The sequence below is a fragment of the Granulicella sp. dw_53 genome, from assembly GCF_018449545.1.
Lineage (GTDB): Bacteria > Acidobacteriota > Terriglobia > Terriglobales > Acidobacteriaceae > Edaphobacter.
The window spans coordinates 251,241-265,655 of sequence record NZ_JAAVUR010000006.1; the positions used below are offsets into that span (position 1 = coordinate 251,241).

Annotated in this window: 11 protein-coding genes; 3 read left to right on the top strand and 8 right to left on the bottom strand. The window is 60.3% G+C overall.

Annotated features, from left to right (window positions below):
* The first annotated feature begins 58 nt into the window (after window positions 1-58).
* On the top strand, window positions 59-877 hold the full coding sequence (locus HB393_RS11620; protein ID WP_213805338.1) for a CHAD domain-containing protein: 819 nt from the start codon (window positions 59-61) through the stop codon (window positions 875-877).
* 73 nt (window positions 878-950) lie between these two features.
* Here HB393_RS11620 and HB393_RS11625 read toward each other — a convergent pair whose 3' ends face one another.
* Window positions 951-1,307, bottom strand: a complete 357-nt coding sequence (locus HB393_RS11625; RefSeq protein WP_255550997.1) for a c-type cytochrome domain-containing protein — start codon at window positions 1,305-1,307, stop codon at window positions 951-953.
* Between the two features lie 168 nt (window positions 1,308-1,475).
* Between HB393_RS11625 and HB393_RS11630 the strand changes: the two genes are divergently transcribed.
* A complete protein-coding gene (locus tag HB393_RS11630) occupies window positions 1,476-2,627 on the top strand; it encodes a DUF5715 family protein (protein WP_213805340.1) in 1,152 nt (383 codons plus the stop codon).
* Between the two features lie 768 nt (window positions 2,628-3,395).
* Here HB393_RS11630 and HB393_RS11635 read toward each other — a convergent pair.
* The 4 genes from HB393_RS11635 to lptD form a co-directional block, all read right to left on the bottom strand.
* Window positions 3,396-4,397 (bottom strand): Gfo/Idh/MocA family oxidoreductase, encoded by a 1,002-nt coding sequence (locus tag HB393_RS11635; protein ID WP_213805341.1) that lies wholly within the window; start codon window positions 4,395-4,397, stop codon window positions 3,396-3,398.
* 44 nt (window positions 4,398-4,441) lie between these two features.
* Complete coding sequence (locus HB393_RS11640; RefSeq protein ID WP_345945157.1) at window positions 4,442-5,560, bottom strand: SurA N-terminal domain-containing protein; 1,119 nt, start codon at window positions 5,558-5,560, stop codon at window positions 4,442-4,444.
* 24 nt (window positions 5,561-5,584) lie between these two features.
* Window positions 5,585-6,568: a thioredoxin domain-containing protein gene (locus HB393_RS11645; protein WP_213805342.1), complete on the bottom strand. Its 984-nt coding sequence runs from the start codon at window positions 6,566-6,568 to the stop codon at window positions 5,585-5,587.
* Between the two features lie 95 nt (window positions 6,569-6,663).
* Window positions 6,664-9,345 carry an LPS assembly protein LptD gene (gene lptD, locus HB393_RS11650; protein ID WP_255550998.1) on the bottom strand — a complete coding sequence of 894 codons (2,682 nt, stop codon included), beginning with the start codon at window positions 9,343-9,345 and terminating at the stop codon, window positions 6,664-6,666.
* 59 nt (window positions 9,346-9,404) lie between these two features.
* Here lptD and HB393_RS11655 point away from each other — a divergent pair, with 59 nt between their 5' ends.
* Window positions 9,405-10,826 (top strand): RDD family protein, encoded by a 1,422-nt coding sequence (locus HB393_RS11655; protein WP_213805343.1) that lies wholly within the window; start codon window positions 9,405-9,407, stop codon window positions 10,824-10,826.
* 20 nt (window positions 10,827-10,846) lie between these two features.
* On the opposite strand, the gene HB393_RS11660 is transcribed toward HB393_RS11655, so the two are convergent.
* The 3 genes from HB393_RS11660 to HB393_RS25185 all read right to left on the bottom strand — a co-directional run bounded on the left by HB393_RS11660 (window position 10,847) and on the right by HB393_RS25185 (window position 14,352).
* Entirely contained in the window at window positions 10,847-11,221 is a 375-nt protein-coding gene (locus HB393_RS11660) for a VOC family protein (protein WP_213805344.1), read from the bottom strand.
* Window positions 11,222-11,457: 236 nt separating this feature from the next.
* Complete coding sequence (locus tag HB393_RS11665; protein WP_213805345.1) at window positions 11,458-13,575, bottom strand: diguanylate cyclase; 2,118 nt, start codon at window positions 13,573-13,575, stop codon at window positions 11,458-11,460.
* A gap of 66 nt (window positions 13,576-13,641) precedes the next feature.
* The gene (locus tag HB393_RS25185) at window positions 13,642-14,352 is read right to left on the bottom strand and encodes a hypothetical protein (protein ID WP_255550999.1); all 711 of its coding nucleotides are present in this window, start codon (window positions 14,350-14,352) and stop codon (window positions 13,642-13,644) included.
* Window positions 14,353-14,415: the final 63 nt, after the last annotated feature.

Genomic DNA, 14,415 nt, shown 5'->3' on the forward strand with positions numbered 1-14,415 from the left:
CGTTGGGATTAGGGGAACGGGCTTCGGCTGTTCCCCAGTTTCGTTGCATCCAAAGAAGATGGCAAACGCAACCATCTCGCGTCCCATTCAAGCGCTTCGAGGGTATGTGACCTCGCTGGAAGCGGCGGTGACTCTTTGCCTGGCCGATCCGCAGCCGAAGGCGGTTCATATCCTGCGTACGACCTCGCGCCGTATCGAGGCGCAACTCACTCTGCTTTCGCTGCTGCCGAACTTGCCGTCCTACGTAGAGGCCGCCGAGAAGGTGCAGCGGCGACTTAGGAAGATTCGCCGCGCTGCGGGTCAGGTGCGGGACTTCGATGTCCAGATCGACCTTGTCTCGGAGCAGACGAATGCCGGGACCAAGAAGGACTCCCGCGAGCTTCGCAAGGTGCTGAAGCATCGTCGGAGAGAAGCTGCGGATGAGTTGGTGGAGCTTCTCGAAGGACAGCAGGCCAAGTTGACTCGCTCACTCGAGTCGCTGGTGAAGGCGCTCGAGCCAGCGGAGGATCTTTCGCTCTCCGCGACGCAGCTTAGCGGGCTGGTTCGAGAGTGGTTCGCTGGCCGTTTGGCAGAGGGCACTGCTCCGGACGATCCGGAGTGGATGCACGATCTGCGGAAGACAGCCAAGGCTGCCAGATACATCGCCGAGACGGCTCCTTCGGCCGCGCGTACTCTCCGGAAGCTGGCCAAGCACTTCGAGTCGCTGCAGCACTCGGGGGGCGAGTGGCACGACTGGATGGTTCTGGCGGAGGTCGCTCATGAACAGCTCGGCAGGTCTTCTGCTCTGACACAGGCCTTCTGCCGAAGGTCGCGTTCGGCGATGACTTCCTATCGAGCTCGGGTGGATTCGATCAGGGCCGATTCGATCAGTTCTTAGGATCGGTCAGCTCAGATCCATCAGTCTTTTAGAACCCATTAGTTTCTTAGAACCCATTAGTTCTTAGAGTCCGTTAGTTCTTAGGGTCTGTCGGCATGATGGCGCCAGCTTTGATCCAGCGCTCGATTACTGCGATCTCGGCGTCGGAGAGCTTTTTGCGCTTGTCGGGCATGGGCATGGGGTTGTCCTTTGGACCTTCGTGGCGGATGAGCTGCACCATGAGGCTCGCTGTAGGATCGCCGGGGATCAAGGCTGTGCCATGTTTGCCGCCGCGTATCATTCCCGTTCGGGTCTGCATGCTGAGCTGGCCCTTGCGATTCATGCCTCCGTGGCAGCGGAAGCAGTTGGAGCGGAAGATGGGGAGTACGTCCTGGGTGTAGAACCCTGGGTTAGCGGGGTCGTAGTCGACGTGAGGTTTTGGTGGTCCCAAATCGCATCCTATCAATAGGATAGCTCCAAGCATGACTCCGGCTATCCCGAACCGCATAACCCCTCCGTTAACTCAAGAGTATACGGAACCCAGCTCAACACTTACACTGGGGGAAGCCGGTCTCTAAAGTAGGACTTGCTCTGGCGTCTCTGCGCCTCCTAAATCACTATGCGCGCAACCGCCCCCATTACTGCCGTCCTGGCGCTCGCAGTCCTGTCTCTATCTCCTTCGCTCTACGCACGCCCGAAGAACACCGTACATAAGACGCGCGTCCAGGCTGCTGCACCTGCTGCTCCTTCCAAGAAAAATCCGAAGGCTAAGATTAGTCCTAAGGCCGAGGCCAAACCCAAGGGGAAGCATCGGCGCAAACATCACGAGGTGATGGACGACGCTGTTCCTGTGACGATCGTGCGTGTCCATGGCAAGAATCGCCGGCATGCAGTTCCGAAGGTTTCCAAGGCTTCCAGTGAGATTGGCAGGAAGGCTAGTTCCTCGGATTTCCTCCAGGCGGCTACTCCTGCGGCTGCGGCTCCGGAGGCTTCGCCTCAGGCTGTTGTGTCCGGAGAGAATTCGAATCATCCTTCGGCGGAAAAGTCTGTCTCGGTTCTCAGCGTGATTCGTCCTGCCGCGCAGAGACCGGATCTTCCGACGGTCGCCGAGGCGGCTTCGACGCCGGTGCTGCTTCCTTCGCTTTATAACAAGCGCGGCCGCTTGATCGTTCCGCCGCCGATGAAGGGTTCGCACGAGATTCTGCTTCGTCAGAATCAGGTTGCCGATCGCGATGGGCTCGACCGCATTCGCGATGACGAAGATATTATCGAGCTTCGCGGCCAGAGGCTGCTGGTAGCACTTCCGGTTAGCGATACGCTGGTGGTGGATGAGCGTCTCCCGGCGAACCGCCGCTACTGCCGTCCTTGGACCGCGCAGTTTCTTACGGTGATGGCGCGGGCGTATTACACGCAGTTTCATACTCCGCTGCAGGTCAACTCTGCCGTGCGAACGGTTGAGTTCCAGCAGCGGCTGCTTCGGACCAATGGGAATGCCGCGCCTGCCGAGGGCGATACTGCTTCGCCGCACTTGACCGGTCAGGCGGTGGATCTGGCGAAGCATGGACTTACGCTTACGCAGATCGCCTGGATGCGGGGCTATCTTCTGCCTCTGGTTCAGGAGGGCAAGGTCGATGTGGAGGAGGAGTTTCAGCAGGCTTGCTTCCATATCAGTGTCTATAAGAAGTACCTGCCGCCTGCTCCCATGCCTCCACGGGATCTTATGACCGCGCACCGGAGTGGGACTACTTCTCTGGCTACGGCTGTGCACTAGCACCCCCTCCCCCTTGCCTGCGTGTAAGTGGTTTGTTCGCAGGGGGATAGGGATTGCCTGGGTCTCCAAATATGTCCAAACAAACGGCTTTTGGCTAAATACGTGCAGTCGTTGGAGTTACGGATTCTTTTGTTAAAGAGCGAAGCCCCGGTTTATCCCGGGGCTTTTTCTTTTGATTACTCTTCTATTTTATCGGGTGGGCTATAACTAATGTGCCAGTTTGTTTTATTTATTATCTGGTTTGTTTTTATTGGGTTGTGGGGTTTTTGCGGGGTTTTGGGGCTTGACAGGATTTTTGGGTTTGGGAAGTTTGCGGAGAGGGGAATAGGCTTGGGAAGGTTTTACTTCCCACCCTTCGCTAGAGACAAAGGCGCGAAGGATGGGGCACCCGGGCTTTTGTGCTTGGGTTGAGGAGAGCGACGGCTAGAACGAGCAACAGCAAGTGCAACCGCGGGTCCTTCGACTGCGTAACTCGCGATGATGCTGCGAGTTACTTCGCTCAGGATGACAAATTTGTGGGGGTTCGGTGGTCCAAATTTGTGGGGTCTGGTGGCTAGGCGCTGTGGCTTGGGGAGGGTATTGGTGTCCTGGGGATTTTGGTTTGGGGAGGGAGTGCGGTCGTGCTTCGCACGATACCCCACCCTATTTGCGATGAAGCTGCAAATAGGATGGGGCACCCGCTTTTGTGCCTGGTTGAGAGATGGTTCTCGTTGACGTTTGCTTTTGTGGCTGGGTTAGAGATGGTTCTCGGTGTGACTTGTGGGTGGGTTAGACTTTTTCTCTTTTTTGGTTGCTCCAGCTTTTGTAGGCGGCGTCCAGGGCGCGCATGTTTTTTACGCCGTCGTCGCCGGAGGCTTCGAAGGTTCCTTCGCCGCGGAAGGCTGAGGCGAAGCCGTCCAACATGCGGATGTAGCCGTCGGCGTTGTCGAGGGTGGTGTTTTCTATGAGCTGGCCGGCGCGGCGGAGGACGAGTTCTACGGGGCGGTCGACCGTCAGGCCGTTCTCGGCGATCAGAACGCCGTCCGATCCGGTCACCTCGACGAGAGTCCGGTAGGGGGCGCGGGCGCTGACGCTTACGTTGGCGTATACGCCGCCTGTCATCTCAAGTTGCAGGTTGGCTATCGCGTCGAAGGTTCCTGAGGCGGCGTCGGTCCGGGCGAGGGTCTCTATGCTTTCGATCTCGCGATCGAGGACGAAGCGCAGCGCATCCATGCAGTGCACTCCTACGTCGGCGATCGGACCTCCGCAGGCGAGGCTGGAGTCGGTGATCCACTTTCGCGGCGCGAGGTTGGCGGGATAGGCGTAGAGGGCGTAGGCCAGTTGAGGCTCGCCGATTGCGCCGGCGCGTATCTGGGTGCGAATCCACTCGAGGCTGCGGTTGTAGCGGAAGTTCTGGCCGACGCCGAAGAGGAGTCCGGCTGCGCGGGCGGCCGAGGCCATGTCTTCGGCGTCGTTGCCGTTCATGGCGAGCGGCTTCTCGCAGAGCACAGCCTTGCCGTGCTGGACTGCGAGCAGCATGTCCTCTTTGTGCATGGAGTCGGGCGAGGTGATGAAGACTACATCGACGTCGGGGGAGGCGCAGAGCTCTTCGCGGGTGGCGAAGCAGTGGGGGATGTTGTGCTCCGCGCAGTTCTGCGCGGCGGCTCTAGCGTCCCTGCGCCACATGCCGGTGAGGACGGCGTTCTCGCTCTTTGCAAATGCGGGGAGCAGACGACGGACTGCATGATGGCCGAAGCCCAGAATGGCAAAGCGTACAGGAGGCTGACTCATGAAGGTCTCAGCTTTCAGTAGGTCGTTCGTAAGGGGCGTAAGGTCTAGTGGGCGTCGTTCTTGAAGATCTGTTCGGCGAGGAAGTTTTCGACCTTGGCCTGGTCGCGCAGCATCTCGAAGTAGGCGTTCTTCAATAGCTGTGAGCGGCCATCGCGGAGTTGCTGACGGATCGCCTGCTGCACGCGAGGATCGTTTACGTCGCGCTGTCCGGCGGGTTCGCGGGAGATGAGTTTATAGATGGAGTAGCCCATGGTCTTCTTGCTTTGGGCGTCGAGCAAGGGGAGGATGTCGGTGATGCCACCGGCCTTCAGCTTGGTGATCGCAGCAAAGACCATTGGATCGGCGTGCATCTGTGACTCGGCGACGAAGCCCATGTCGCCACCGTTCGGGGCGGTCTCGGCACGCTCGGAGAAGTTCATCGCGATGGAGCCGAAGTCCTCGCCGCTGTCGAGCCGGTTCTTCAAGGCCTGGATCTTCTTCTTGGCCTCATCCTCGCTGGTGGCCTTGCTGCCCTGCAGGTTTCCCGGTTGAGGCGAGGGCACGCTGGTCACTTGGATCTGGGCGAGGTGGTACTGCGTCTCGATCAGGTTGAACTCTGCCTTGTGCTGTGTGAAGTAGTTGGTTACGTCGGCGTCGGTGACGGTGATCTTGGAGTTGATCTCCTTGTTCAGGAGCTTCTCCATCGTGAGGGAGCGGCGCAGGTCGTGTTTCACGTCGTCGAGGGTGTGGTTGCTGGCCTTCAGCCGCTGGTCGAACTGCTCCTCGGTGTAGGGAGCCTTCATCTCGGCGAGCTTGGCGTCTACCTCTTCGTTGCTGGCCGTGAGGTTCATCTTGGCGGCGCGCTGCTGGACGATCTCTTCGTCGATCAGCTCACGGAGCACGTTCAGGCGCAGGGAGTCGGCCTGTTCGTGGGTGGGCTGCTGTTGCTGCTGCTGAGCCTCGCCGAGCTGGGCCGCGTAGGCCTTGTCCAGATCGGGCTTCATGATCGCGTGTCCGTTTACAGTCGCGAGGACATCCGCGCTGTGGCCGCGATTACAACCTGTCACCGGCACCAGCGCAACGGCAAGCATAAGAGCGGCCGAGTAGGGCATGGCAGAGGACATCGCCCAGTTAAAGCTGCGAGCCGGGAAGGACGGAATGATTTCTTTCGATACTGTGTGCACGCCTTGAGTCTCCTGCATTCTTTCCTAGTTGCTGGGCTTCGCTGCCGGAGTTGTTGTGGGGACCGGAGCAGCCGTGCTGGCCGGAGTAACCGGCGGTGGTGGAACCTGACCCTCGGCCCGCAAGGCGTCGTCGATCATCCGGTACAGAAATTCCATCGGCTGAGCGCCCGACAGCTTTTCACCGTTGATAAACAGCGCCGGTGTCGCATCGACTCCTAAAGCTTCCGCTTCTTTTATCGTTGCCTTGACCACGGTATCGTCCTGCTTTGCGATACAGGCGTTCAACTTCGCGGCGTCTACCTTCTGCCGTTTGCCTTCGTCGACGGTCAACGAGTCCAATGTGGCGTTGGCCTTGGCGATACTTTTTTCTTCGCCACCCAGCTCTGCAGCGTGAGCGTGGATGTAGTCCACCAGATTCCAGTATCCGTCGTTGCTGAGCGCGCCCACGCAACTGGTGTCGATGGCTGCGCGCATCGCCCAGGGATGGATGTCTAACGGGAAGTCGCGGTAGACGATGCGGACCTGATTTTTGTAGCGATCTGTCAGGGCTGGAAAGAGCTGGGCGTGCATCTTCGAGCAGAAGGGGCACTCGAGGTCGTCGAACTCCACGATCATGACCGGGGCGTTTGCAGGACCGCCGCGTGACGGACGGTTCGCGGGTGAGACGAAGGTCTTCGGGTCCGCACTGATGTCGAACTTCGTAAACTGCGCCAAGGTGTTGCCGTCTGTCGAGAGCAGAAAGTTCACTGGCTTGGTCGACCGGCCGTTGGCCTGGAAGGTCACTGGAATTTCATCGAAGCCGGGGACCTGACTTTTGCTGCGCGTACCGATCTGGATGGTGTAGTCGGGAGGGACGTTCGACTTGGACCGAATCAGCACCTCGACGCGCCGGGCCATCTCGGGCGACAACGACTGTGCGCTTTGCGCGGGCACTTGTGCGTGACAGCCGGCAGCAGCCAAGGAGAGGGCGAAAAGAGCGACACGGAACGTCCTTACGGCAGTCAGCACAATACCTCGATTATCTCACGCAGTGGCCATTCTACCGGCCCGCAAAGCCCGGGGAGGCGAAGCTTATAGGTCCACCGTGCGCACTGCATTGCAGGCTAGAACAATCTCTCGGCGCGCCGCAGGTTGCCGGCCGCTCCAATGTTCACAAGGGTGAAGTTGAAGCGGTAGGCGTTCTCGTTTCGGACCGATCCCAACTCGTATTTGCGGTATTCGATGCTCAAACCACAGCAGTTCCAGTTATAGGAGGTCTGCAGCGCCGCGTATTGGATCATGCCCTGCTTGAGATCGAGGCCAGCGTTCGCGGCGACTCCTATGCCTGGCTTGCTGGGCGAGCCGTAGCCCAGGAGCAGACGCAACTGGCTGAAGTCGGAGGTCGCGGAGGGAATGCCCTGGGTGTAAGACCGTCCGGGGGCGTTCAGCCGGGCATAGCTCATTCCGGCGAAGGTGTTGCCCTCGTGCACATCGACGAGCACATTGTTGGACGTGAACTTCTTCGCGCCGGTATCAAGGTCGAAATTCCACTCGACGTCGACCTTCTCCGAGGCTCGCACACGCAGGCGCGATACCAGGGGGGAGATGGCGCGGGGCTCGGTGAGGAAGGCGATTCCGGAGAAGTTCAAGGTCGAATCGAGGATGTTGCGGCGGCCACGGATTACGGCGCCACCAAAGAGCTCGTCGAAGAAACGCTTCTGGGTGACGCGCCAGCTTATCCACTCGCGCGCTCCGCATTTGATGGGAGCGACGACGTCTCCGTCGTCCTTGATGCGGGCATTGCTTGGGTCGTCCGGAACGATGGAGGCGTTGCATGGCCCTTTCTTTCCGGGCCTGAGAAAGAGACGTTGCGTGACTCCGTACTCCAGCTCGTTGGTGTCGCTGGCGACGTCGATATCGTCGAAGCGGAGGAGGCTTTGGAAGTTTCCGATTCCCGAGACGTAGCGGTAGGTGAACTCCGGCTCGATGGTGTGCCTGAAGTCGCGGTGCAGCAGGTTGCGTACGAAGCCGGAGGTGAAGGTCCGCTCGATCACGGGGGGCCTTATATCCAGCTCTACTTCGACGTCGCTGCGGTTGATAGGGCTGACGCTCTCCACTTGGGGCGCGCCAAGTACGAACGGGAGTCTGCTTCTGCTGTAGAAGGTGTCTCGAAGGGCGACGGACGGTCTTACGTGCCATCCTGCGGCTGCGAAGGGGTAGGAGAGGACTGGATGCACGTCCAGCCGCTCGACGATTCCGCTGGAGACGAAGAAGGGCTCAGCGCGCTTTAATCCGGCGGCGGAGGCTTCCACGCTCCAACGAAGGCCGGTCATGCCCAGGGCGTGGTCGGTCGTGTCGAGGTCGATCGAGGGGGCATGAAAGATCCTTACCTGCTGCTCGGTGACAGTCGCTGTCGGTACGCGCTTCAGTCCCTGGTACCGGTCGGCACGTATGTCCATGCTGTAGCCGTCCACCTGATGCACGCCGTAGGCGGTGGAGAGGATGTCTGTCGATACGGCCTGGTTGAAGTTCTCTGTAAACGCCTCGCGATAGGGATAGGAGCTCAGATACTCTACATCCGCTGCCACGCGCGTTTGATTCGTACCGGTGTCGGGGACGAAGTCGTGCCGTCCGGTCAGGGTGAAGTCCTGACCGCCCTGATTGACATACATTCCGCCGGTTACGTATCCGCGATCGAGCAGGCCGCTGTAGCGGGACGTGACGAAGTCATTTCCGACACCCTTGTAGCGAAAGGCGGCCGACTGAGCCCATCCTCTGCGCGAAAAGTACTCCACGCCTACCGTCATATCCATGCTGCGGTTGATCGCCCAGTAGACCTGTTCGCCAATCACCAGGCCTTTGGTGGAAGACTCTCCGATGACGGGGAGCAGGATGCCGGTCTGGCGGCCCTCCTCGTCGACCGGGTGGGTTACGTAGGGAAGATAGAGCAGAGGAATATTCAGGAGCTTGAAGATGCTGTTGGTTGCCGTTGCCTTTTCGGAGTTCACCACGAACTTGCCGGAGGACAGCAGCCAGTCGGGGTGAGGAAGCAGGCAGGAGGTTACGGTGCCGTCATAGATCTCGTACTCCTGCGGCCCTGTCTTTACGACCATCTTTCCTGAGAAGAGAAAGGGATTGCTGTTTGCATAGACCAGCTTGCTCTTGGGGCCGGTCTGCTTCAGTCCTACGGAGCCGGTGACGTCAAAGAACCGGCCGGTCTGCTGCTTCACGTTCATGGTGCCGTGGCTGGCGGAGATGATCTCGTTGTTCTTTCCGCCGGTGGCTTTGAGGTGTCCCGTGGCGACTAGGTCGCCTGTCTCGGTGTCGTACTCGACGTGGTCGGCCTGGACCTTGCGGTCGCCGTAGGTGATCACGACGTCGTTGTCGAGGATGAACTTGGTGCCGATCTTGGATTGTGGACCTGAGGACTCGATTACGACCTTGGTCGAATCGTCCGGACCAGGCAGGACCTGGGCGATTGGATATTGCTCCGAATCGGAGCTGGAACTCGCGGTGGATGGTTCATTCGGCAGGCTGCTCTGGGGGGTTGCCTGATTCGTTACCTCCTGCGCCCATACCTGCGGATGACGAACCGCTACCGCCGTGATAGTTATGAAGAAGTAAACGCTGTAAAGTAACCGCCGGGCTCTGGTTAAGTGAGAGATCCGCCAGACTCGATTTTTCACACCCGCGGTACGTTCTACCTGCAAAAGCTTCACCCTGTCTTCGGCAATCCACCGTATCGGAGTCAGGCCGCAACTCCCTGGATGCACCGTGTCGTTCCGTTCCTTTTTGTATCGTGTCAAACGTCCCACCCTTTGAGGCTAAACGATTTCCCGGAAGCAGGATTAAGGTTTTGAGCACAATGAGCTCCGCACAGCTGGATACACGCCACGATCTACTTCCCGAAGGCCCCGGTCCGAACTCTGATTCAGACTCTTTATTCGGGCTGAAGGAGAGCGTTGCGTTGAAGGAAGAGGTCGCCGCTCGGCTGGCGGCTCATCGTGCGCGGCGGCAGCGTCCTGTGCCTGCTCCTCCGGCGCCGATTCCTATTGCGTCGCCTACGCGGGCTCGAGCTGCACGTATCGCGGCTACGGTGGCGGAGCGCTATGCTCACTCGGAGAGTTACCGCTCCTTCCTGGCCGCGGAGGCTCAGACGGCGATTCGCCAGGCTGAGGCGGCTGCGGAGGTCGCTGCGGTTACGGCTCGAGCTGTGGCTGAGGCGCAGCTCAACCTGCTGGAGGAGTTGGACAGCTACTCCCAGAGTGTCGAACAGGGCGAGATGACGGATTCGGCGGCTACGACGCCTGCCTTCGGCTTCGCGCCGAGTGTGGAGGCGGTTGCAGCGGCTGCTCCGGCGGCTCCGCAGGGTCCGATTACGGTTCGGCTGTATGAGGAGGTTGGGCCGACGCTTCGGCAGTCCTTTACTACCTCGTATCCGCATCCGCGGGTCGATCCGCTGGATGACGAGGGTTTGGCGCTGGATGACGAGATCGCCTTTCGGCAGTCGCCTAACTTCGAGGAGGCGGTTGCGCCGACGGAGATTCCGGCGAACCTGATCGAGTTCCCTCGGCAATTGATAGCTGCGCGACGCGCTCGACCGCGACTGGCGGAAGGTCCGCTGCGTGAGGATTCGGAGGACGAGCTGCAGTCGGCTCAGTTGCGGATCTTCGAGGTGGAACCGACGCAGATGTCGGCTGCTCCGGCGATGGCTTCGGCTGCCCCTGAGTGGTCGTCGATCCTGCTGGATGCGCAGCCGGTGATTGCTCCGACGATGGTGCAGGCTGTGGAGCTGGAGACGCTTTCGGTTGCGGTTCCGGTGCTGATGACTGCTCCGCTGGAGCTGCGGATTCTGTCTGCGGCGTTCGATACGGCGATTGTGCTGGCTGGAATGCTGGTGTTTGCAGCGGCTGCGATCGTGACGATCGGCAAGATTCCAGGTTTGGGGTTGAGGGCGATTGCTTTGTCGGCTGCTCCTGGACATGCGCTGTTGACGGAGATTGGGCCGCTGGTTGCCGTGACTGGATTTACATTTCTCTTCCTGTCGGCGCTCTATCAGGGGTTGTTCTTTACTTTTTCAGAGGCCACTCCGGGTATGCGGTATGCGCGGATCGGGCTTTGCACCTTCTCGGATGAGAATCCTACGCGGCGGCAGATGCGGCGGCGGATTCTGGCTACTCTGGTTTCGGCTTGTCCCCTGGGGTTGGGCCTGGTGTGGAGCTGGGCGGATACGGACCGTTTGGGGTGGCATGATCGGATTTCCCGGATGTATCAGCGGAGCTATTAGGCGCTTCCCCTGCTTCTTGGTTATGGGTGTTGGGAGATGGAGAGGGTGTTGCCGTCGGGGTCGTTGAACCAGGCTACTTTGGCTCCTCCGGGGGCGGTCCATACTCCGATGGGGCTTTGTTGGAGGTGGGGGTAGCGGCAGAGGTGGATGTCTTTGGCGGCCATTTCGATGGCGGTGGCTTCGATGTCGTCGACTTGCCATCCGAGGATCGTGAAGGGCGCGGGGGTGAAGTCGCCTACGCGAACGATGCGGAGCATGGTGCCGGCGGCTTCCATGACGATGGCGAACTCGTCGTCGGAGATGAAGTGCAGGCCTAGGGTGTTCTGGTAGAAGCTGCGGGCGAGCGTGGCGTCTTTGGTGGGGATGAAGGTGATGAGTGGGGCGTTGGAGAGCATGGTGTCCTCTGTGGGGTGTTGGTTTTCGGATTGCCAGTTTAGCGGATGGGAGGGTGGTTTTGGTTCGAGGTAATGGCAACGGGGAAATACAGGGGGTCCTTCAGTGCGTTCACCCGGGCTGTTGGGGCCAGGAAAAGAAGGCGGTCGGGCTTCGCCCGATACCCCACCCTATTTGCGATGAAGCTGCAAAAAGGGTGGGGCACCCGCTTTTGTGCTGCTCCTGCAAAAGGTTGGGGTTAGGAGGTGCCTACTACTTCGTCGGTAGCGATGCTGTAGGTGTTGCGGCCGGAGTGTTTTGCGGAGTAGAGGGCGATGTCGGCTTCTTCGAGGAAGCTTTCGTCGTTTACCTGGGTTGCGGCGGGCCAGGTGGTTACGCCGATGCTTACCGTCACCAGGCCGAAGGGGCTTCCCTTGTGTTCTATTGCCAGGCTGGATACTGCTGCCAGGATGTTCTTGGCCACGGCGGTTGCGCCTTGCTGGTCGGTGGTGGGGAGCAGTATGACGAATTCTTCTCCGCCGTACCGGGCCACGAGGTCGGCTTCGCGTTTGAGTGAGAAGCGAAGCGTGTCGGCGACCCGTTTGAGGCAGATGTCGCCGCGGAGATGTCCGTAGAGGTCGTTGTATTGCTTGAAGTAGTCGATGTCGAGGATGAGGAGGGAGAGGGTGTTGGCGGAGCGGCTTTGTCTGCGGCCCTCTTCCTGCAGGGTCTGGCGGAAGGCTCGTCGATTGGTCAGGCCGGTGAGTTCGTCTTCGCGAGCGAACTTCGATAGCTGCAGGCGCTCTTTTGCGGATTGGTCTTCCTGCTGCTTCTGCTCCTGGATATCGCGGATGGTGGCTACGAAACCCAGCGGCTTGTGGCTGTCGGGATCGAAGTAGCTGCTGGTGAATGCTTCGACCCAGAGATAGCTGCCGTCTTTGCGGGCTGCGCGGTAGCGGTAGCTCTGGGAGAGTTCTCCATCGCGGATGCGCTGAAGTGTCTGCATGGCGGAGGAGAGGTCATCGGGATGGATCAGGTCTGCGCGTTCCTTGCGGAGGTACTCCTCGGGTGTCCAACCGGTGATGCTGAAGACGGCGGGTGAGACGGAGCGTTCGTTGGTGTCGAGGGGAGCCAGGACGACCATCTCGCGGGAGTGACTGAGCAGCGTCTGGTAGATGGCCTGGTTTTTGATCATGGCCTTCTCGGCCTCGTGCAGCAGTTGTTCGTTTTGTTTGCGCTCGCTGATGTCGACGAAGATGGCCATGGCCCAGCCGAGGTCGGGGAGGATGACTCCGCTGTGCAGGACGGTCTTGATGGCGCCATCTTTGCAACGCAGGTTGAGCTCCATGGGCTCGATGGTGGACTCCTTGCCCTGGATGCGGCGTCCTCTTTGTTCTTCGCCCAGGTATCTGTCCCACTGTGCTTTTGCGCGGTCGCGATCTTCCGGCTCGGCGAGGACTTTGGCGACGAACTCTGCGGTGGAGGTGAGGTCCTGGATGCGATAGCCGAAGAGCTCGGTGAACATGCGGTTGGTGTAGACGATCTTCTGATCGATGAGGGAGGCCCAGGAGACGCCGACGGGGATCGCGTCCACCATCTGCGCGCGGTTGCGCATGTTGGCCAGCGAGGCTCGCCGGTCCAGGATCGCGGTCATTACGATGAAGCCCAGGATGAGCGTGGTGGTGAGGGCGATGCCGATGAGGCCGACGCGCGAGATGCTGATGGCATGGCTCATCTGGCTATTGTCCAAGCCCTTGTCCAAGGGCACGGACATAAAGGTGACGGCGGCCATGCCGGAGTAGTGCATGACTGGGATAGCGGCTCCCATGGCGAGGGCGCTGATCAGTTTGCGGGGGGCGAGTGCGGAGGCTCCGTCGTGGAGTTTGAAGATCAGCCGCAGAGCGAAGGAGGCGATCAGGATGGATAGGACTACGGAGAGGACGACCTTCCAGGGGGAGTAGAGGCACATGGCCGGCAGGCGCATGGCTTCCATGCCGATGTAGTGCATGGCGGAGATGCCGCCGCCCATGCAGATGCTTCCGGCCAAGGTGAGAAGGATGCCCATGGTGGGGCGGCTGACGAGGTAGAGGGCGACTCCGGAGGCGAAGATTGCGGCGAGCATCGAGAGGCCGACGGTGGGCAGGTCGTACAGGACGGGGACGGGAAGGCGGAAGGCCTCCATGCCGATGTAGTGCATGGCCCAGATGCCGACTCCCATCGACCAGGCTCCGCCGCTGAGCCATGCGAATCGAACCAGGCCTGTGCTGGGGGTTACGCGCTCCGCGAGCTCTACCGCGGTGTAGGCCGAGAGAATGGCGATGACGATGGAGAGAGCAACGAGACGGTAATCGTAGAAGCCTGTGAGGACTACGTTCATCGCTACACTTCACCCGAGGAAGAACGGGCTTCAGCGTATCACTTTGTCCACTCGGCCCGCATTGCACTAATGGGGGAGGGTGGGTGGAAGGTGGTCGAGGATGAGCGCTTCTACCTGGTTCCAGACGCGGGGGTCGTTTTCGATCTGGATGTGGCGGAGGGTGAAGGTTCGGGCGAACCAGGGGTAGCCGGCGGTGGGGACGCGGTTGTTCTTGTAGGTGAGGTGGATGTTGTCGATGATCTGGGTGGTGGCTGGATTGGCGGCGTGGATGAGGGGACGGCCGTGGAGGAGGCCTTCGGTCTGGTAGAAGTTGATGGCGCGGGCGACGTTGGCGGGGACGATGGAGTCGTCGTGGGGACGCTTGGGGACGCCGTCGACCTCGATGAGGAGCAGGACGGGGATGCTGTCGCGCTGGAGCTGGCGGGCTACGGCGACGGCTTCGGAGGCTCCCCAGGAGTGGCCGTAGAGGACGATGCGGGCGGATTGCTTTTCGGCTTCGGTGGGGGTGGTTCCGTTGGAGGAGAGGAGATGGAGGATCTCGCGGTGGGCGTCGTCGCCGTGGTGGTTCTCGAAGATGTCGGCGTGGATGGCGGAGCCGTACTTCAGGCGGAGATGGTGGGCGAGCTCGATCTCGCCGTGGATGGTGCTGGTGCGTTTGATGAATCCGCCGGCGAAGCCGATGACGATGAGTGGCGGCGGTTGCTGGGCGGTGAGGGTCGTCGTGAGGAGGAGGAGGAGCGCGGTTAGGGTGGTGAGGTGGGCTTTGGTGGGGTGCATGGTGTCCGGCTCTTCGGATGCCAGGATGCGTGTTTCTCAAGGTGCGTGTTTGTTGGATGGGTC

Excerpts from the sequence above, each read along its gene's own strand:
- HB393_RS11620 (WP_213805338.1), top strand. The coding sequence starts at position 59 with ATGGCAAACGCAACCATCTCGCGTCCCATTCAAGCGCTTCGAGGGTAT.
- HB393_RS11630 (WP_213805340.1), top strand. The coding sequence starts at position 1,476 with ATGCGCGCAACCGCCCCCATTACTGCCGTCCTGGCGCTCGCAGTCCTG.
- HB393_RS11635 (WP_213805341.1), bottom strand. The coding sequence starts at position 4,397 with ATGAGTCAGCCTCCTGTACGCTTTGCCATTCTGGGCTTCGGCCATCAT.
- HB393_RS11655 (WP_213805343.1), top strand. The coding sequence starts at position 9,405 with ATGAGCTCCGCACAGCTGGATACACGCCACGATCTACTTCCCGAAGGC.
- HB393_RS11660 (WP_213805344.1), bottom strand. The coding sequence starts at position 11,221 with ATGCTCTCCAACGCCCCACTCATCACCTTCATCCCCACCAAAGACGCC.
- HB393_RS11665 (WP_213805345.1), bottom strand. The coding sequence starts at position 13,575 with ATGAACGTAGTCCTCACAGGCTTCTACGATTACCGTCTCGTTGCTCTC.
- HB393_RS25185 (WP_255550999.1), bottom strand. The coding sequence starts at position 14,352 with ATGCACCCCACCAAAGCCCACCTCACCACCCTAACCGCGCTCCTCCTC.